Here is a 19,138-nt window from a genome sequence, read left to right as displayed (position 1 = left end):
GGCGTGGCGCGTATTGGAGAATTCACATGAAGGACCCTACCTTGACAATTCCCTTGTTGTTGGCTTCGCTCGCAGCCATCGGGCTGCTTTTTTTAGGCAGCGATCTGCTCCACCAAACGCTAGCCAGTACCGTTCTGCTTTGTTGTGCTGGGGTGGTCATGCGCCTTTCGCGCAAACAACACCCCGAGCATGCGACTGTGCCACGCACGGTGCTGGAGGAGGTGCTCATTTCTCCTCCGGCGTCACCTGAACCGATCGTTGCACTGATTCCGATCGCCCCTCCCCCACCTGCCGTGGCCGTACCATTCGACCAGTTGCAGGCACTCCTGAGCGAACTGGCCAAAGCTATCGCGTTGAGCGAGGCAGATATGCAGGAGGCCAACACTCTCGCACGTCGTGCGGGGCAGAACCTAGTGCTGAGTACCGAGAGTATCGAGACGTCCACGACATCGATCAGCGAGCTGGCCGAGTACATGGTGCACATCAATGAAGTTTTCAACGATCTCAGCGACCAGTCGCTACGCATCGGGTCGATTGTCGGCAGCATTCAGGACATCGCTAAACAGACCAATCTACTGGCGCTCAATGCTGCCATCGAGGCGGCCAGGGCAGGCGAACAAGGCCGCGGCTTCGCCGTGGTGGCCGACGAAGTACGGCACCTTGCTCGACGCGCCAATGAGGCCAGCGAGCAGATCCGCCAAATCGTCGGCGGCCTGCAAAAGGCGGCCGTCGATGCCCGCTCCGGGCTAACGCAAGTGGAGGATTCGACCTGCATTGGCCGGGATAAATCGGCCATCGCCCTGCAGGCACTGTCCGAAATGCGCAATGTCGCGGGCGCCCGCCTGGCCATCGTAGAACGCATCATGGAGCGTCTGACCGACAAGCATCAGTTGACCGAGCTGATACGCAATCTGCTGCGTGAATGCTCCCATAACGCGGTGAGCATGAAGCCTGACAGCCGCTATTCTTCAGCACGTATTGCTACCGGAAAATTTAAAGACCTGGGTTAGAAAGCTCCGTTTTTTATCGATGCGATTAGCGCAATCGTGATTGTATTTCTACGTCGACCCAAGACCGAAACGGTTTCAGTAAAAAAATCAGAGTAAGGAGGCCAGATCTATTAGCGCGTTGTTAAACGCATAAGCGAACTGTGATTTCAACTGTGAATATCACCATGGGCTGTTCGTTGTACCACTTCTTCTATTACGTGGAGGCCTTGGTATGTGTGACGTTAATTGCTGCGAAATTGATGCCTGATTTGGGATGGCACTGGACTTGTTGAAGAAAATTTTTCGGGAGCTTCAGGGTACAGTCGCTGTGCACACTCGTAAATGCGTCGAGCAGGGTGACCGAGGACGAAACCTTCAATAATCAGGATACTGACTAAACTTGAGGGTAACTACTGTGCTTTTGTCACTGTTGCATGTGCCACGCACATATGAGGCAGTGGCTTTTTTATGCCTTGACCATAGCCATCTATTCGCCAAGGTCACCCGAGAGAATCGCAAATCGCATAGATGTGCAATGTGCAAGGGGGGCTTTGATCCCCTCAATTTTAATACGTAGAGTGCAGTAAATTAGGTTCTTAACCGATTACACAACCTCGCAAAGGCGGCTCTCTCTGACATGCAGCTTACGACCGATTTTGTTGAGCAAGTGGACTTTCAGCTCGCCTGAATTCCGGCGCAAGCACGTCACTGTACAACCAGCAAAACAAATCGCGGTCCAGGAAAATTGCCATGTCGTTTTTTTGGAAACGTCGAGTGATTGGGTACTTCAATATTCAAGGCTCAACCGGCAGAACCAACGATACGCCAAGTTCAAAATGGGCCTCTTCGCACAAGCGCCGCTCTGAGCGAATGCCGTAGCAACAGCCCAGGATCGATATGCCGATTATCCATTCAGGATCATTCGACGGACGCCCGATTGGACTGTAGAAATCGGAGAGGTGATGGCGCAGGTCACTCAGATCGAGATACTGATCAATACTGCGCAGAAGATGATTGGCTGGGATGTGATCTTCAAGGTTGAACGAGCAAATATTGGAGGTGGAGTATTGCAGTTGAAGCAGATATAAATCTGTTAGGAGTTACTGATCTAGCAACACACCGCTATTGGCCATAGACGCGTTCGCAAAAACCCGGATACTGAGAACGAAGATCAAGGCATAAAAAACCACTGCCTCATGTGTGCGTGGCACATGCGACAGTGGCAAAAGCACAGTACTTAGCCTAAATTTATTCAGCATACTGATTATTTAACGCTTCGCCCTTGGTCACCCTGCTCGACGCATTTACGAGTGTGCACCGCGACGGTACCCAGACGCTCGCGAAAAATTTTCTTCAACACGTCCAGTGCCATCCAGATACCCGTGCTTACGTAAATCAGGCATCAACATCGAAGCAATGAACGTCACACATACCAACGCAGCTACGTAATAGAAGAAGTAACTTTCAATCCCCATCGACTTAAGCATCAATGCCACGTACTCCGCGGTGCCGCCACACAATGCATTGCCAATCGCATAAGGCAGACCAACGCCCAACGCCCTGACCGAGGCTGGATAAAGATCCGCTTTAAGTACGCCAGTTACGGGGGTGTAGAAGGCCGCGATAAGGAGCCCTGACATGATAAGTGCAAAAGCCGCATAAGGGCTTGATACTGTCTTTAACGTGGTTAAGATCGGCACAACCAACACTGTTGCCAAACCACCAAATATCATCATGCTTCTTTTCACGCCAATACGGTCTGCCAGCATGCCGAAAAATGGCTGACAAATCATGAAGCACACCAAGGCAGACGTCATGATAAAACTTACTGTCCCCGCATCCATCCCCACCGACAGCACCAAGTATTTCTGCATATACGATGTGAACGTATAGTAGTACAGCGAACATCCCATGGTGATAGCCACAGTTAAAACAACCGCCCGCTTATGCTTTAACAATGCTCGAATAGAGCCGGCCTCCTTACTCTTCATTTCTTTTACTGAAGCCGTTTCGGTCATGGATCTACGTAAAAACACAACTACAATGGCGCTAATTGCTCCGATGAGAAATGGAATTCTCCAACCCCAGGCTTTCAACTCTTCCGGAAGCAATACGTGCTGAAGAACCGCAACCGTCAGCAGCGCAAGTAGCTGACCTGCAATAATTGTGGAATATTGGAAGGAACCGAAAAATGATCGGCGTCCGGCAGTCGACATTTCACTGATGTAAGTGGCACCTGTTCCGTACTCAGCGCCTACTGAAAGTCCCTGCATCAACCTGGCTACAACCAACAAAATGGGCGCCGCGACACCAATCGTCTCATAAGTGGGCATGATCGCGATCATCAAAGACCCACCGCACATCATGAAAATCGAAATGATCATTGATATTTTTCGACCGCGTGTATCCGCAATGTAACCAAATATCCAACCACCGAGGGGGCGCATGAAAAAGCCCACAGCAAAAATCCCCGCCGTTGCTAACAACTGGCTGCTTTGATCTCCCGCAGGAAAAAACAGCGAGGCAAAATAGATAGAGGTATAGGCATAAATGAAAAAGTCGTACCATTCAACCAAATTGCCCGAGCAAGCTCCGAGTATCGCTCGAACACGTGCTTTATTTGTAATGCGAGGACGCTTGACAGCACTGTTATCAGTATTGCTTATTATTATCATTTTAATCTCCACAAACGGATATAATCTGCTGACGCATTTATGCGCCCACCACCAACCTAATAACAGGACAATGCGGAGGCGAAAGCCTTTCGCACGGACTATCAACCTGACCATCTAATGAATTAAGTTAGTTGTGGGCAAGGACCATATCAATGTAAACGGCACCTCATTGACGTGGCTCATACAGCACTTTTTATTGCGGTTGAAAAATCAAAAACGTGCGCGCGCCTGCATCGACACTGCGCCGTCCGGCAAGCTGACCCATAACAGCAAGTCATCACCTTCATGCACGGCACTAAGAGATAGCTTCGCTCCCAGCATGGCGGGTTGAAGCCCACGATAATTAAAGTGTTTAACCGGCTTTCCGACGATACTTTCAGCATAACCAGCCAGCAGAGTCGCATTCAGCGGACCATGTATCACTTGACTCCCATAACCCTCAACGTCTCGGCAATAATCAGCATCGTAGTGAATGCGATGACCATTGAACGTCAGAGCTGAATAGCGGAACAAGGTGGTCGAGTCAGGCAAGAATTCACGGGAGTGAATGGCTTGCGGCATGGTGGTCAACGGCTTGCTTGAGCCGGGCTGAGTCGCTTCTTTGTAGACGATGTCGTGGTGCTCGGAGATGGCTACTTCCCCAGCGTGCAAGATCTCATGCAGCACAGTTACAAATACCAACTCGCCGCTGCGGCCTTGCTTGTGCTCGATCGAAACAATACTGGAACGTTTCTCGACGCTGCCATCCAGCGGCAATGCTTTCCTAAACTCCAGCTGTCCACCGGCCCACATGCGATTCGGCAGCGGCACGGGAGGCAAGAAGCCACCTCGCGCGGGGTGACCGTCACGCCCCAACTTTTCAGGCGGAAGCCCATCGAGAAAATACAGCCAGTGCCACAATGGCGGCAACGGATAATCCGAGACCAAATCGCCTTGTGGGATGCCCAGCGTTGCAGCCATCAAACGCGCATGGCGTGAAGACAGGACATCGTGGTCGACATGGGTCTTGCCGATCCATTGGCGAAGGTGTTGAAGATCAATAGTGCTCATGCAGGGACCTCCTCTTGTTTGTTCTGTGTTGCTGTCGTCTGGAATTCTTCGCGCAAGCGATCACTGTGTTCGCCCAGGAGCGGAGCTTTTTCGAATCGCTGTTCGTCCCAAGGAGCGCGTACCGGAGGAGCAATCATCTCGACTTCACCAGTCTCGACTGCCATAGGCCATTTACGAAGGCCTGGATGTTCTGCCATCTCGGCTACGGAACGCACCTGACCAAAAGCGGTATTGGCCTGACCCAGTTTGTGGATCGCCTGTTCGGCGCTCAGGGTGGAGAAGGACGCACTGATGAGCGCATCCAGCGCGTCTCGGTTACGGACGCGTTCTGTGTTGGAAGCAAAACGAGGATCAGTAGATGCGCCAGTACCTTCAAGGAACAGGTTAGAGAACTGCTGCCATTCGCGTTCGTTCTGAATACTGATCACGATGTCTCGCTGATCGCCAGTGGTATAAGCACCGTATGGAGCAATTGAAGGGTGGCGCAGCCCCTGGCGAGTCGGAGCTCCATTGCCATAAATTTCGTGCAGGTAGGGAATAGTCATCCAGTCCGCAGCACCATCGAACAACGAAACGGAAATCCCGGAGCCCTGCCCGGTTCGTTCTCGTAATTGCAGCGCCGAAAGCACGCCAATCGCAGCATTCAAACCTGCCCCGATATCGCATATCGACACGCCGATGCGGCCATAGCCCTCAGGTGAACCGCTGATGCCGGCCAGACCGCTTTCGCATTGGACCAACAGGTCATACGCCTTCAAACCACTGGCGGGCCCCTCAGTACCGTAACCACTGATGTCGCAAGTGATCAATTGTGGATTCATTGCCCGCAACTCTGCGCTGTCAAACCCTGCGCGAGTAAGGGCTCCGGGAGCCAGGTTTTGCACGAATACATCAGCGCTGGCGATGATCCGTTTCAATAGCATCGCGTCGTCGGCATTCTTGAAATCCAGTACCAGCGATTCCTTGCCTCGGTTGGTCCACAGGAAGTACGAAGAGTGACCTTTGGCGGCATCGTCATAGCCCCGCGCAAAATCCCCTTCTGCACGTTCGACCTTGATCACCCGCGCGCCCATCTCCGCCAAACGACAGGTACACAAAGGCGCCGCCAACGCCTGTTCGATGGAAACGACGGTAATGCCTTTTAAAGGTTTTGTAGTGGACATCAGGTTCTCCCATTGACGATTTGCATGCGCAAGTATGTGCATGGAACGGTCAAGGGAGCAGCGAGCTTTTACGAAGACAGCGTTTGTTAAATACAAACATATGGCGGAGTATAAGAAGTTAAATTAGACAAAACCCTCACGATTTTGCCGGAGACTAACGCAATGTTGTACGACTTGACCGACCTGAAGGTCTTTTTGGCCGTTGCGCAGGAAAGCAATCTGTCGCGGGGCGCCGAGCGGTGCAATCTAGCCCCCTCCTCTGTCAGTTTGCGCATAAAAGGGCTTGAAGCCAGCCTTGGTACACCCTTGCTCACGCGCCAGGCCAGGGGCGTGGGCCTGACCCCGGCGGGTCATGTGCTCGTCGAGCACGCAAGACGCTGCATGGCTCAGTTGGAGCAAATGACCACTGACCTGCAGCCGTTCGCCAACGGTTTGATCGGGCATGTGACCTTTTTTGCCAACAACAATGCCATCAGCTCATATTTACCGGATGACCTGGCGCGCTTTTTCTCCAAGTACCCCAATGTCCGTATCACACTTGAGGAGCGATTGAGCCATGACATTATTTCAGCCGTGTCCTCAGGCCGTGCCGACATCGGAGTCGTGGCCCTGGAGTCCGACCATCCGGATCTGGAGTTTCTACCCTACAGAGAGGACCAGTTAGTCTTGTTAGCACCGCTAAACGGGCGATTCGCCAACCTGCATTTGGTTAGTTTTTCCGAATGCCTGGGGCTCCCATTCATCAGCCTTCAATCGGGCGCGGCACTGCATACTTTTTTGATGAATCACGCCAGCGCCCTTGGGGGGCGATTAGATGTGCGCGTCCAGGTCTCCGGATTTCGGGCGATTGCCCGCCTGGTCTCATCGGGAGCGGGTATCGGCATCGCGCCACGCTCAGCGTTAGAGCCAGCAGACCTGGATCGCCTTCAAGTTATCGATCTTGTAGAGGGATGGGCCAAGCGTGATTTGCGAGTGTGCGTAAAACGCAATCCGCGTGAAAAGAACGCGTTGCGAGATAACCTGATAGAGATTCTTTGTCAGCCAGGAAATACTCGATAGTGCATGAAATCAGGTTTCCCGGTCCTTACATTTCAGCGGATTGGCCTGCGCGGGCCAGCACTCGGCGGGCTTGGCGAGCGACGGCCTCATCGACCATGACCCCGTTCACTTGCCCAACGCCCCGACAGTTTTCGATCAGAATGGCCCGAGCCTCATCGATTTCATCGGAGGTCGGTGAGAACACGAGATTGATAGCCGCCACCTGACTCGGGTGGATCGCTGCTTTACCGACAAACCCCATTTCGGCGGCCTGGAACGCCGCTCGCTCAAGCCCGGCCAAGTCGCGAATATCGAAAAAAGGAGAATCGATAGCGGCAATACCCACCGTCGCGCACGCGCTTACAAGCGATACACGGGCGAACGTGAGATTCGCTGCAAAGGGTCCACAGCCTAGATCCGCCGCCAGATCCGCCGCTCCGAACATGAGTGCGGCGAGCCGGGGCGTTGCATGAGCTATATCTGCCACCGCCTTGAGCCCGACCGCGCTTTCGATCAATCCGATCAAACGAGTGCTCAGGCCTTTTTCGCTGAGCAGACGGTCCACTATCTGCAAATGCGCAGCGGACTCCGTTTTGGGCAGAAGCAGAAATTCAGGCTGGGCCTGGCTTTCCAATAACTCAAGAACGTCACTAAGCCCGGCCGCGGTATCCAGCCCATTGATACGAATAATTGTAGGGAACGGCGTTTTTTCGGCGGCATTGAGTGTGGCGAACGCGGTTGCACGAGCAACTGTTTTGTCCTTGGGCGCTATGGCGTCCTCCAGATCAATGATCAAAAAATCGGCCCCGACCTCCTTGGCCTTGGAGAATCGTTCGGGATAGGTTGCTGGCGTAAAAAGTGCGCTGCGCATACGAAAGGTCATTTTGTATCCTTCGGTTCGTGAATGTATTGCCAGGGTTGCTGTGATCCTTGCCTTATTAACACCATAGCTAGACGAACTCCGATGGACTATTGTATGGCACTATCGATCTTCATATGTTTTACAAATATCTATGGAACTACGCCACATTCGCTACTTTCTGGCCGTCGCCCAAGAGCAAAACTTCACGCGCGCGGCTCAGAAAATCGGCATCGGACAACCTCCATTGAGCCTGCAGATTCGCGATTTGGAGCGTGAGGTGGGAACTCGGCTATTTCACCGAATTCCGCAAGGGGCTGAATTGACCGCCGCTGGGCAGGCGTTTCATGACTTGGTTCGAAACATACCGGCTCAAGTAGAGCGCGCAACGCATGCGGCTCAACGGGCGGCTCGGGGAGAGCTGGGGGCATTGCGTATAGGCTTCACGGCATCAGCTAGTTTCAATCCAGTAGTCGCGACGGCGATTCGCAATTTTCGGCGAGCCTTTCCTGATGTCGATTTGACCCTGGAAGAAAGCAATACCCTTCGATTAATGGCAGGCCTCAAAGAAGGTGATCTGGATGCGGTGTTTATTCGCCCAGGAATGGCTGAGTCTGGTCATTTGACGATGCGAGTTCTGTCCGAGGAACCTTTGCTCGCCGTGTTGCCCAAGGAACATGCAGCTGCAAGCCAGAAAAAGTTAAATTTGAAGGATTTGAGCAAAGACCCGTTCATTCTCTATCCTAGGGAAGTAGGACCTACCTTATTCGACATCATTATCGCCGCTTGCCGAGACTCGGGCTTCGAACCTATTTTGGGACAAAGCGCTCCGCAGCTGGCTTCGGTAGTGCATTTGGTCGCAGCGGAGCTGGGTGTTTCGCTTGTACCCGCCTCAATGCAGCAAGTGCAAGCCGCAGGGGTTGTTTTCAAAGAAATAGATGATATTTCGGCTATCGCCAGGCTTACGCTGGCTTGGCGACGTAGTGACAACTCGGCATTCCTTCAAAACTTTATAAACTGTGCCGTCGATCAATGACTCTAACGCCATGATGGTGCTGGTAGCGACACCGAACTGGAGCGCGATGTCTATGGGCGTGAAACCTACAAGGGGGCCGTGAATAGGGCCATCTCGCTAGGCCATCTAGTGAGCGGGACGCCTTGTTCGCCAGCGCAATCGCCGCGGGGTACCCCGTTCAGGGTTTGGATTCATTCAAAGCAGGATGTGTTTGCCGATCTGATCCTCAAAATACCCGGCTACATTCACAATCAAGAACGTGAATTGCATCTGGAGAATATCCGTTGCTCGCCCGTTTACGAAAGCATCTCCCTAGACGGAGACCACCCGCCCTTTTACAACCTGGTAATGTCTGCGACAACTGATCTCAACATGCGCGAGCTCGTCGCATGGATCAAAGGAATCGAGCACCTCCATGGTCGAAGGAGCGGGATGCAGCGGTTGATCACTCTCGATATTGATCTGCTCCTCTTTGACGGCCTGACTGGCGATATTGAAGGCATCCAGATGCCTGGAGCCGAAATTCTGACCCGCTCATTCGTGCTCTACCCTCTGCAACTACTTGCACCTAAGCTGCATCCGCCGGGGTGTGAAGTCTCCTTGGCAGAGCTATGGCTAAAGCTCAGACCTGGCCCAGAACTGATGCCTGTTCGCTACCCATTCGGCACTCCTCCCTTCCAGCTCGTCGGATCGACTCTTCCCGCTGGACACAGTAAATCAATACGGCTGCCTGCCAATCAGCTGGCCAGCTAAGCCTCTTACAAAGTAAATTTTAATGGAGTGCGGCATGGTTAGCTGCCGCATACACGCCCTACCCTACTTCGCCGACCCTACGATCTATTTCTCTCTCATCAGGCACGCTTCCGGGGCAATCCTTCTTGACTCAGGAAGACCGACATCGCAACGAGGTCGTTATGACCTCATGAGCGCTTGGCCTACAAAGCACCCTTAGCCGCTAGATGGCGAATCATATACCTCGTTCGCCGACCGATTACGATCCGCGCTGCGGCAGTTAGGGCCGGCAGAGCTGTCGTCAAATCTGCCTTTCGCTGGGGGCCTAAGGGCGCAGTCTCGTAGTAGAAGTACGCTCCGTTGTAACACCACCCCACCAGCTACACTCATTCGATACATTTCCACGCCGAGACTGCGACCATGGCGACCAAAACCGCAATCGTATTCGCTGGCGGCGGCAGCTTGGGTGCGGTCCAGGTGGGGATGTTGCGGGCCTTGGTCGAGGCCAATGTTCGATTCGACATGGTGGTTGGCGCTTCGGTAGGCGCAATCAACGGTGCCTACTTTGCCGCAAGGCCCGATTCCGATGGCGTCGAGGCGCTCGCCGGATTCTGGCGCGGGTTGAGTAAAACGGACATCTTTCCCCTCTCCTGGCTCGATACCTGTAGAGGACTACTCAAACGGCGTGGTTTTCTGTTACAGCCGGCGGCCTTGCACCGATTGCTGGGTCAGGCACTGCCCATTCATCGCATTGAGGATGCGGCGCTGCCCCTGCACATCGTCACCACCGACCTGCTCAGTGGCGCCGAGACGGTGCTGTCCAGTGGCGAACTTGAGCAGGCGTTACTGGCCAGCGCTGCCATCCCACTGGTGTTCCCCTGCGTACAAATCGCCGATCGGTTCCTGGTTGACGGCGGCGTGGCAAGTAATACACCTATTTCGACTGCCGTAGCCTTGGGAGCCACCAACGTCGTGGTCATCCCCACCGGGGTGAGTTGCGCCCTGACACAACCGCCCCGAGGCCTGGTCGCCTTGGCCTTGCACACCGTCAATCTGATGAGCATGCGCCAACTGGTGAGCGACATCGAACACTTCCGCACGCTCACCAGCCTGCACATCGTCCCGCCCTTGTGTCCTGTGGATGTCTCGGTGTTCAACTTCGACCAGACCGAGTCTTTGCTGCAGCGTGCCTATGAGCAGACCCTCCGGTGGCTGGAACATGGGGGGCTCGAACGCACCAAGGTACCGGGTGCCCTGACCATCCATTCACATGCTCATGAGCATTGAGAAAAAACATCGGGTGTCACTGGACGAGCAACTTCACCCGATGTAACGGTCGACGGTAATTAGCTACTTTGATGGCTCAACCCATTTCATTGATGCAGACCACTTTAGGCTGCGTCATGTCCTCATAGGCAAACCGGACACCTTCTCGCCCCAGACTTCCGTACTTGAAGCCACCGAAAGGCATGGCATCAAAACGATAATCGGAAGAGTCATTGATCATCACGCCACCGGCTTGAATTAGCCGCGCCAATTTCAAGGCCTTGGAAAGATCACGTGTGAAGAGTCCCGCATGTAAGCTGTACTCCGGAGCGTTGGCCAGAGCAACAGCATCATCCAACTGGTCAAAAGGCTCCAGGATGACAACCGGCGCGAAGACTTCCTGCTGCCAGATCCGACTGTTATGGCTTACACGCTCCAGCACGGTCGGTGCATAGCTGCCCACTTCGCGATGGTGCCCACACAGAAGAACGGCCCCCTCGGCCAGCGCTTCATTGACCAATTGTTCGGTACGACGGGCCGCCTGTTCCGTAATCATCGGGCCTACATCCGTTGCTCGCTGGTCAGGATCACCCACTACCAAGGCACGCGTTTGGCTGACAAAACGCTCACGGAAGTCCTCATAAATTGAACGATGTACAAGGATGCGTTGAGTGCCGATGCAATTCTGCCCTGCTGCCCAAAAGGCGCCAGACACGCAGGACTCCACGGTCGGTTCGATATCGCAATCTTCAAGCACGAGAACCGGGGCATTTCCTCCCAGATCCATCGCTAGCTTCTTCAACCCTGCACTACGAGCAATGGCCTCACCCGTGGCAAAACCGCCCGTAAAGGAAATCATCCGAACTTCACGAACCTCCACCAATGCTTTACCCAGATCGACGCCACCGGTCGCCGGGGTTACCACAGACGGAGGCAGACCCGCTTCCACCAGGCACTCAACCAGCTTGAGAGCAGACAACGGTGCGAGCTCTGAGGGCTTCAGGATCACAGCATTACCACCGGCGATGGCCGGGCCAAGTTTATGGGCAACCAGGTTCAGCGGATCGTTGTAGGGAGTGATCGCGACGATAAGCCCCAACGGTTCTCGAGTGAACCAGCCCTGGCGCGATTCGGAGCCTTCATATGCCTCAAATGGAATCACTTCCCCGGCGTTACGACGAGCCTCTTGCGCCGATAGCTTCAGCGTATTCACACAACGTTTTACTTCCTTCTCTGCTTGTCGCAGCGTCTTCCCCGCCTCTGCAACAATGAGTTTGGCAAACGCTTCAGCCTCAAGCTCTACACGCCGGGCCGCCTCCTCAAGGATGCGCGCACGCAGGTGACGAGGCATTGCTGCACTCTCACGCACGCCAATTCGCGCACGCTCCAGCAAGCCAGGAACGGCGGCGGCATCGAGGCAAGGGACGCTTCCCACCAGGCGACCATCGAATGGACTGAACACATCAATCTGTTTGGCATTAACAAGCTGGATACTGGCCATGCTGGATACGCTCATGACTATCTCCTTTATTTGCCGTGGGCGGTGTGGATGGCGACGATGTCCGACAGCAATGCGAAGGCTGTTTCGATGCGCCCTGCCCCAGGCCCGGACACTGTGACAGCTCCCAGCAGTTCGGTCTTGAATGACACTGCATTCGTAGCACCGCTGATTCCGGCAAGAGGATGTGAGTTCGACAGTAAGCGAGCTTCCACACTCGCTCGAACCGAGCCATCTGCTGCACGATCGGCTGAGCCAATCAGTTTCCAGCTCGCGCCATTGGCACTTGCCTGGGCAATATCTTGTGCGCTGATATTGCTGATACCCGAGCACGCTACATCGCTGACATTCAGTCGTGCGTTGAGCAGTTCGTTGGCCAGGATCACCACCTTGAGGCGTACGTCAAACCCTTCCACATCGGCGGTAGGATCTGCCTCGGCGTAGCCGAGTTGTTGCGCTTGTACGACGGCATCGTTGAACGCCAGGCCGTCTTTCATCCGGGTGAGCACGTAGTTGGAAGTGCCGTTCAGGATGCCTTCGAAGCCTTGCACGTTGGCACCCGCCAGGGCCTGCCGGGCCAGACGAATCACGGGGGTGCCACTCATCACCGCCCCCTCGTATTCGAAGGCGACCTGGTTGCGACGGGCCAACGCCTTGAGCTCGGCACCGTGCAGCGCAATAGGCCCCTTATTGGTGGTCACTACATGAATGCCGCTTTCCAAGGCCCAGCGGCAAAAGGTAGTGGCGGGCTCGCCATCCACCGGATTGGTGAAAGTGGCTTCAGCGATGATGTCTGCACCGGAATGCTTGATCACGGTTTCGTTGAAGGCCTCGGCATTGCCGCCGGGCAGTTGAGCGAATGCGCCCTTCTCAACCGGCAGCGCCACCAACTGCTTTGCATCCAGACCGTCTTTGGCAACGATTGAGCCGAGGAACAGATCGGTGACCCCGACAATTTTAATGGTGAAGCCAAGGGCCTCTTTCCACTCGGCATTACGATCGGCGACCAATTGGGCGAAGCCACGGTTCACGCCACCAAACCCTACCAAGGCAATTTTGTACTCAGTCATAAACGCTGTTCCTATATTGACGTTGTTCGATAGGAACATCCTAAGAGGCGGGCTTTGGCAGTTGAATATGGCAGAGTGCTGTATTAATTGAGCGTTTTGCCCAAGCACGAAGTTGTCAAAACACCGCAGAAAGGACGAACGATGTCACGGTGTTTTCCACCCCTGGCATGGCCGCGATTTCCTTCCACACGAGATGGACTCGTTCAGGTGTGGCGGCATTCACACGCAGCATTAAATCGAACTCACCACTGAGTACTTCACATTGCACGACTTCGGGAATGGAGCGCAGCGCAGCCAGTACTTCTTCGCCACGCATGCGGTCGTAGCGGTAGACAAAGATCACCGCGCTGATAAGCGACGTAGGCCGCCGCGACTCGCCGAGAAGTATCGTATAGCCCTGGATCGCACCGTCGCGCTCAAGACGCTCGATGCGCTGGCGCACCGCATTGCGTGACAAGTTGATCTTGGCACCCAGTTCGATATGGGCTATTCGCGCATTGGCGGTAAGTTCGGCCAGTATGCGTTCGTCCAACGGATCTAGAATGCGCTTCATGAAAGCCTCGACTGCACCAGGCGAAGAGCTTGGCACAGACCGTCCAGATCGCCCTTGGCCAGGTACGGTGGTTGCGCGCGCACCTCGACAGTGCTCGGAACGCTTGCTTGCCAGACGCCCAGTTCGGCCAACAGCGCCGCTGACTTGGCCGGCGCAATTTGCCCGAAGGTGACCATCGGCGCGCCCAGGCTGCGTCGATGAAGCCTGCCGGCCAGTACACCGACAGCGGTGTGAGGATCGATGGCCGAGCCTGTCTCTCGGAACAGTTCGACTACTTCATCGCGCACCTGGGATTCGTGTACGGCATAGGAATCGAAGAGTACTCGAGCACGTAGCCATTGCTGGTTACCGATGCTCATTTCTCCGCAACTTTCAAAATGCTCCATCAGTGTTTTTGTTGAGCAGCCATCGTGCTCGTAAATCTCCCAGATAAACCGCTCCAGGTTGGAAAACAACGAGAAGTCCATCGCCGGCGACACTGTTCGATTAGTCATCCGGGTGGAGTAGCGATTGCAATGAAAAAACTGGTGCAGGGCATCATTGCTGTTGGTGGAAATGATCACCTGATTGATCGGTAATCCCATTTTCTGGGCAATGTAACCAGCGTAGATTTCGGCCGAGCTGGCAGCTGGAACGCTAAAGCCAACGGGACGCGAGCCACCGCCCAGTTGCAAGGCTGCGTGGAAGTAAAAAACGATCTGGGCCAGGACGCCGATCCAATTGGTCGAGTTGAAACAGACCGGCAACACTCCATCCAACGGCCACTCACGCAAGAGTCGGGAGACCAGCGTCTGGCAATCATCGAAATTACCGTCAACCGGAAACAGCTGAACCCGCTGCGGGTCGGCTGCCTGCAAGGCACTGAGTTGCTCAGGTGCAAGCCCGTCGCGCGGATACAGTATCGCCATGCGGGCGGCCGGGCAGTTAGCAAAGGCTTCAAGCGCCGCGACGCCGGTATCACCGTTAGTTGCACCGACCACCAACGCTTCTTTACCGACCTCTTCCAGAAAATGCTCAACCAGGCGCGACTGCAATTGCGCGGCGAAATCCTTGGAAGAACCGGTCGGGCCATGAAACAGCTGGAGTATCCACTCGTTGTGCCCGATTTGCTCAAGCGGCGTAATAGCGCGGTGCTTGAATTGTTGATAGCTGTCACTGAGCAAGGCACGCAGGGTGCTTTCGTCTATGGAAGAGCCGACAAAAGGCGAAATCACTCGCCAAACCAACTCATCAAACGGCAGCCACGACCAGCCGGCAATCTGTTTCTCGGTAAAGACAGGCAAACTGGCTGGGACATAGAGACCACCATTTTCGGCGAGCCCCGACAGAACCACACTGCGAAAATCAGCACGCATGTCACCGCCGCGAGTGCTTACATAATCCATGGCAACTCCAAATCAGTTTTACAAAAGGCGATGGGCTTGCGCCACCAGCCAGGTAGAAAAATGTGCGGCATCAGGCGATAGCACTTCGTTCTGTTCGTGTACCAGATAAAAGGATTCGCTTGCCTCGATTCGGTAATTGAATGGCGCAACCAATTGCCCGTTCTTAAGCAAATCCTCGACCACGGAAGACCGTGCCAGCGCAACGCCCTGCCCCAATTCGGCCATGCGGATCGTGGAAATCAGCGTGTCAAACTGAAGGCCACGGGAGTAGTCGAAGTCGTCTGCTCCAACTCGCTTCAACCAGTAACCCCAACCTTCTTCGTACCCCAACACGTGAAGCAGTGAATGGTTCATCAAATCGCGAGGCTCATGTATGGGTGAACTGGCCATGAGCGTTGGGGAGCAAACAGGCTGAAGGATGTCCCAAGTCAATCGCTGAGCGTGCAAGCCCGACCACTCACCGCATCCCCAGCGAATCTCCAGGTCATCTTCGCCGTCCGGTTCTTTCACCCAAATATTGCTGATATATCGAATATCAATCTGGGGATACTCCCGACAAAAATCTGCGAGTCGGGGGGCCAACCAATAGTGAAGAAAGGAAAGGCTGCCACGCACCTTCAAATGTCTTCGATTGCGCTGGCCGAAAATCTCGTTTGTGCCGACTGCAAGGCGACTGATCGCGTCTTGTACGACAGGCAGGTACGACTGCCCTTCCTCGGTCAAGCCAAGCCCTCGAGGTAAGCGCTTGAACAGCGCCACACCGAGGTGACTTTCTAACTGACGGATCTGCTGACTCACGGCCCCTTGAGTCAAATGGAGTTCTTCCGCCGCGTGGGTAAAATTTAAACAACGCGCCGATACTTCGAATGCCCTCAACCAGTTCAAGGGTGGTAGTGACTTTTGACTCATCGGCGCAACCTCATCAGGGCTTTAACTATGCTCAATCATTGCCTGAGAAATTCACGCGGTGCCAGAGGAATGAACAGCTGCGGCTAAAGCCAACCGCTCTGCTCTCTTGTTTCGAGTGATCCAGTAAACGAAGTAACACCACGCGATAAAGGGAAGGCCGAAGTAAAGCGCCACTCGCTGCTCAGGATCAAAAGCGATACCCACACAGGCCAGCAAGCAACACAACAGTGCACCGATAGGCACCCATGGATAGCCGCGTACACGGAAATGCAGGTCTTCAACTCGTCCGCCATTAGCAACGTATTGACGACGGAACGCGATCTGGCTGGCAGCAATGCTCATCCACACGACCACGACCGCCAGACCGGAGATGGACACCAAGGCCAAGTAAACCGTATCAGGGGCAAACACACTGCTGAGCAGAGAAGCCACTGCACCCGCCATACTAAGAACGATGGCGTTCACCGGTGCACCCCGACTGGAGAGCCTGGCGTAGCGCTTAGGCATATGTCCTTGATCGCTCAATGTCCACAGCATTCGGGACGCTGCATACAGCCCCGAGTTAGCGGCGGAAATCAGTGCCGTGAGAATGACGAAGTTCATAATGTCGGCAGAGTATGGGATGCCAATCAGCTCAAACACCATCACGAACGGGCTTTCTACGAGCCCCGCTTGCTCTCGTGGCAGTAACGTCGCAAGGACGAAAATGGTCCCCACGAAGAACAGCGCCAAACGTACCACTGTCGTGCGGATTGCCTTGGGCACGCTAGTTTGTGGATCTTGCGCTTCACCTGCCGCAATCCCGATCAGCTCAGTTCCGGAAAATGCGAATGAAACAGCCAGGAGGGTCATTGCAATGGGTAAAAACCCAGTAGGAAAAAGCCCCTCACGTGTGAAGTTGGAAAGTCCCGCCCCCTGCAAACTCTGTACTTGAATAAGACCGAAAATTGCCGCTCCGCCAATCGCAATGAATGTGATAACGGTCAGCACCTTAATCAGCGAAAGCCAAAATTCAGTCTCCGCAAACCACCGAACAGAAACAACATTGCTTAAGAAAACGGCGATGGCAAACAGCGCACTCCAAATCCAGACTGGTGTGTCGGGAAACCACCGAACCATCAGTATGCCCGCGGCGGTAAATTCTGAACCGATGGCTACCGCCCAAGTGAGCCAGTAAAGCCAGGCCACTGTATAGCCTGTGCCTGGGCCCAGGTATCGCGTTGCATAACTACTGAAAGATCCGGTTTCTGGCATCTGTACAGCCAACTCACCGAGACAGACCATGACTAAATACACCATCACTGCCCCGATGATGTAAGCAATCACTGCACCGAGCGGCCCTGCCTGATTAACCGTGTAACCGGAGGTAAGGAATAACCCCGTACCGATCACACCGCCCAGTGCCAACATAACGATGTGGCGTGTTTGCATTTCCTTTTTGAAACGCGAGTTTGGGTCGGACTGATGATCTTCAATATGCGTGGACATAGTTTTATTCTCATGAAATGTTCGGACAAACGCCTTATAACTGGCTGTTGGGCAGTACAAATTTGTCGTCGCTGGATTTTATTATTTTCATTCTTCATGAAGGGCTTAAGATGAATCTCGAGCGTCCTGCCCGTATTCAGGTTTCTACCTCAATGAAACGTTGGGCACTATCAGCGTTAAAGCTCGTATCACCATGTTTACCTCGCACTAAAGCGAAAGCTTGTTTTAGGTCAGCCAATAAATCTGCTGAATCTTCAATACCTACGGATATTCGAACCAAACCTTCGGAGATTCCAAGTGCCTGACGTTCTTCCAAGGTATTTTCCACGTGACTGGTCGTCCGAGCCGGCCCATAGATGGTCTCGACAGCGCCCAAATTACCCGCCCGATGCGCATATCTGAGCAGCGGTAGCAAACGGGTCACTGCGTCCATACCTCCTTTCAGCACGAAGCTGACGATGGCGCCGAATCCGTTCATTTGCGAACGAGCGATGTCATGACCTGGATGTTGAGGCAACCCCGGATAGTTCACCGACTCAACCAGCGGTTCGGTACAGAGGTACTCGGCCAAAAGCATCGCGCTCGCCTGTTGCTGGCGAAGACGCAGAGCCAGAGTCTTGATGCCTCGGATGATTAGATACGCCGAAAAAGGATCCAGCGAGGCACCATTGATTTCGCGGTAATGGCGAACTTGAGACATCAAATGCTCGGCGCCGCAGACCACACCACCGAGGACATCACCATGACCGGACAGGAATTTGGTCGCGCTGTGCACAACCACATCAACGCCTAAAGCGAGAGGATTCTGATTCAGAGGCGTCGCGAATGTGTTGTCCGCAACAACCAAAGCGCCCACTCGCTTGGCCGCTGCCACAAGGCGCCGAATATCAACGATTTTCAGCGTTGGGTTCGTGGGTGTTTCCAGGTACAGGACGTTGCAGCCTTTAGCGATTTCCTGCTCAAGCGCCATAGTGTCGAGCGTATCGCAAAGGGTTACCTCCACACCCATGCGTGGAAGAAACTCCTCGAAAATCTTGTTCGTACCGCCGTAGCTGTCACGCGTAGATATCACACGCTGTCCATAGGACAGGAAGGTGTGTAGTACACCGCTGATTGCAGCCATTCCGGTACTGAAAGCTACAGCCGACTCTGCGTTTTCGAGCTCACAGAGTTTATTTTCCAAAACGCAGACAGTGGGATTGCTCATCCGGCTGTAAATGAAGCCTGGCTCTTTTCCCAATGCCACGTCATACCACTTATCGATATCGTCATAGCCATAGGCAGCACTGACCACGATGGGTGTCTGCGTGGAATTGTAGGGATGCTGAACCTGCTCTCCTCCCCATACGACTCGAGTCCCCATTCCAATGTCTGAAGCCTGGACGGCGCGTTTCTTATTTTCCATAAAGTTCTCTCGCATCAAGGGAAACACAGCCGTGTTCCAAGTG

Annotated in this window: 16 protein-coding genes and 1 pseudogene; 5 read left to right on the top strand and 12 right to left on the bottom strand. The window is 54.1% G+C overall.

Annotated elements, in window-relative coordinates; genetic code table 11:
- The first annotated feature begins 26 nt into the window (after positions 1-26).
- Positions 27-1,010, top strand: coding sequence for a methyl-accepting chemotaxis protein (locus tag PSH64_RS13670; protein WP_305480964.1), 984 nt, complete (start codon positions 27-29; stop codon positions 1,008-1,010).
- A 720-nt stretch (positions 1,011-1,730) separates the two neighbouring features.
- Here PSH64_RS13670 and PSH64_RS13665 read toward each other — a convergent pair.
- The 4 genes and pseudogenes from PSH64_RS13665 to PSH64_RS13650 all read right to left on the bottom strand — a co-directional run.
- Positions 1,731-2,071 (bottom strand): annotated as a pseudogene (locus tag PSH64_RS13665) (transposase); the annotation flags it as partial.
- A 222-nt stretch (positions 2,072-2,293) separates the two neighbouring features.
- Positions 2,294-3,664, bottom strand: coding sequence for an MFS family transporter (locus tag PSH64_RS13660; RefSeq protein ID WP_305480963.1), 1,371 nt, complete (start codon positions 3,662-3,664; stop codon positions 2,294-2,296).
- A gap of 210 nt (positions 3,665-3,874) precedes the next feature.
- Positions 3,875-4,714 (bottom strand): MaoC family dehydratase N-terminal domain-containing protein, encoded by an 840-nt coding sequence (locus tag PSH64_RS13655; protein WP_305480962.1) that lies wholly within the window; start codon positions 4,712-4,714, stop codon positions 3,875-3,877.
- Entirely contained in the window at positions 4,711-5,877 is a 1,167-nt protein-coding gene (locus PSH64_RS13650; RefSeq protein WP_305480961.1) for a CaiB/BaiF CoA-transferase family protein, read from the bottom strand. The genes PSH64_RS13655 and PSH64_RS13650 overlap by 4 nt, the downstream gene beginning before the upstream one ends.
- A gap of 162 nt (positions 5,878-6,039) precedes the next feature.
- Between PSH64_RS13650 and PSH64_RS13645 the strand changes: the two genes are divergently transcribed.
- A complete protein-coding gene (locus tag PSH64_RS13645) occupies positions 6,040-6,936 on the top strand; it encodes a LysR family transcriptional regulator (RefSeq protein WP_305480960.1) in 897 nt (298 codons plus the stop codon).
- 25 nt (positions 6,937-6,961) lie between these two features.
- Here PSH64_RS13645 and ripC read toward each other — a convergent pair whose 3' ends face one another.
- Positions 6,962-7,798 (bottom strand): itaconate degradation C-C-lyase RipC, encoded by an 837-nt coding sequence (ripC, locus tag PSH64_RS13640; RefSeq protein ID WP_305480959.1) that lies wholly within the window; start codon positions 7,796-7,798, stop codon positions 6,962-6,964.
- A 130-nt stretch (positions 7,799-7,928) separates the two neighbouring features.
- Between ripC and PSH64_RS13635 the strand changes: the two genes are divergently transcribed.
- The 3 genes from PSH64_RS13635 (at position 7,929) to PSH64_RS13625 (ending at position 10,808) form a co-directional block, all read left to right on the top strand.
- Complete coding sequence (locus PSH64_RS13635; protein ID WP_305480958.1) at positions 7,929-8,810, top strand: LysR family transcriptional regulator; 882 nt, start codon at positions 7,929-7,931, stop codon at positions 8,808-8,810.
- A gap of 186 nt (positions 8,811-8,996) precedes the next feature.
- On the top strand, positions 8,997-9,542 hold the full coding sequence (gene folK / locus PSH64_RS13630; protein WP_305480957.1) for a 2-amino-4-hydroxy-6-hydroxymethyldihydropteridine diphosphokinase: 546 nt from the start codon (positions 8,997-8,999) through the stop codon (positions 9,540-9,542).
- A 399-nt stretch (positions 9,543-9,941) separates the two neighbouring features.
- Positions 9,942-10,808: a patatin-like phospholipase family protein gene (locus PSH64_RS13625; protein ID WP_305480956.1), complete on the top strand. Its 867-nt coding sequence runs from the start codon at positions 9,942-9,944 to the stop codon at positions 10,806-10,808.
- Positions 10,809-10,884: 76 nt separating this feature from the next.
- Here the strand turns inward: PSH64_RS13625 and PSH64_RS13620 are convergent, their stop codons facing one another.
- The 7 genes from PSH64_RS13620 to PSH64_RS13590 all read right to left on the bottom strand — a co-directional run bounded on the left by PSH64_RS13620 (position 10,885) and on the right by PSH64_RS13590 (position 19,095).
- Positions 10,885-12,303: an aldehyde dehydrogenase family protein gene (locus PSH64_RS13620; RefSeq protein ID WP_305480954.1), complete on the bottom strand. Its 1,419-nt coding sequence runs from the start codon at positions 12,301-12,303 to the stop codon at positions 10,885-10,887.
- Positions 12,304-12,314: 11 nt separating this feature from the next.
- A complete protein-coding gene (locus PSH64_RS13615) occupies positions 12,315-13,355 on the bottom strand; it encodes a homoserine dehydrogenase (protein ID WP_305480953.1) in 1,041 nt (346 codons plus the stop codon).
- A gap of 115 nt (positions 13,356-13,470) precedes the next feature.
- On the bottom strand, positions 13,471-13,908 hold the full coding sequence (locus PSH64_RS13610) for an Lrp/AsnC family transcriptional regulator (RefSeq protein WP_105341604.1): 438 nt from the start codon (positions 13,906-13,908) through the stop codon (positions 13,471-13,473).
- Positions 13,905-15,293, bottom strand: coding sequence for a threonine synthase (gene thrC, locus PSH64_RS13605; protein ID WP_305480952.1), 1,389 nt, complete (start codon positions 15,291-15,293; stop codon positions 13,905-13,907). Before thrC ends, PSH64_RS13610 begins: the two co-directional genes overlap by 4 nt.
- An 18-nt stretch (positions 15,294-15,311) precedes the next feature.
- Positions 15,312-16,202 carry a LysR substrate-binding domain-containing protein gene (locus tag PSH64_RS13600; RefSeq protein ID WP_305480951.1) on the bottom strand — a complete coding sequence of 297 codons (891 nt, stop codon included), beginning with the start codon at positions 16,200-16,202 and terminating at the stop codon, positions 15,312-15,314.
- Between the two features lie 51 nt (positions 16,203-16,253).
- On the bottom strand, positions 16,254-17,690 hold the full coding sequence (locus PSH64_RS13595; RefSeq protein ID WP_019578958.1) for an amino acid permease: 1,437 nt from the start codon (positions 17,688-17,690) through the stop codon (positions 16,254-16,256).
- A 136-nt stretch (positions 17,691-17,826) separates the two neighbouring features.
- Complete coding sequence (locus PSH64_RS13590; RefSeq protein ID WP_305480950.1) at positions 17,827-19,095, bottom strand: cystathionine gamma-synthase family protein; 1,269 nt, start codon at positions 19,093-19,095, stop codon at positions 17,827-17,829.
- Between the last annotated feature and the right edge of the window lie 43 nt (positions 19,096-19,138).

This window comes from Pseudomonas sp. FP1742 (genome assembly GCF_030687145.1).
In the GTDB taxonomy this organism is placed as follows: domain Bacteria; phylum Pseudomonadota; class Gammaproteobacteria; order Pseudomonadales; family Pseudomonadaceae; genus Aquipseudomonas; species Aquipseudomonas frederiksbergensis_D.
This window is presented reverse-complemented; position numbering and strand designations above follow the sequence as displayed.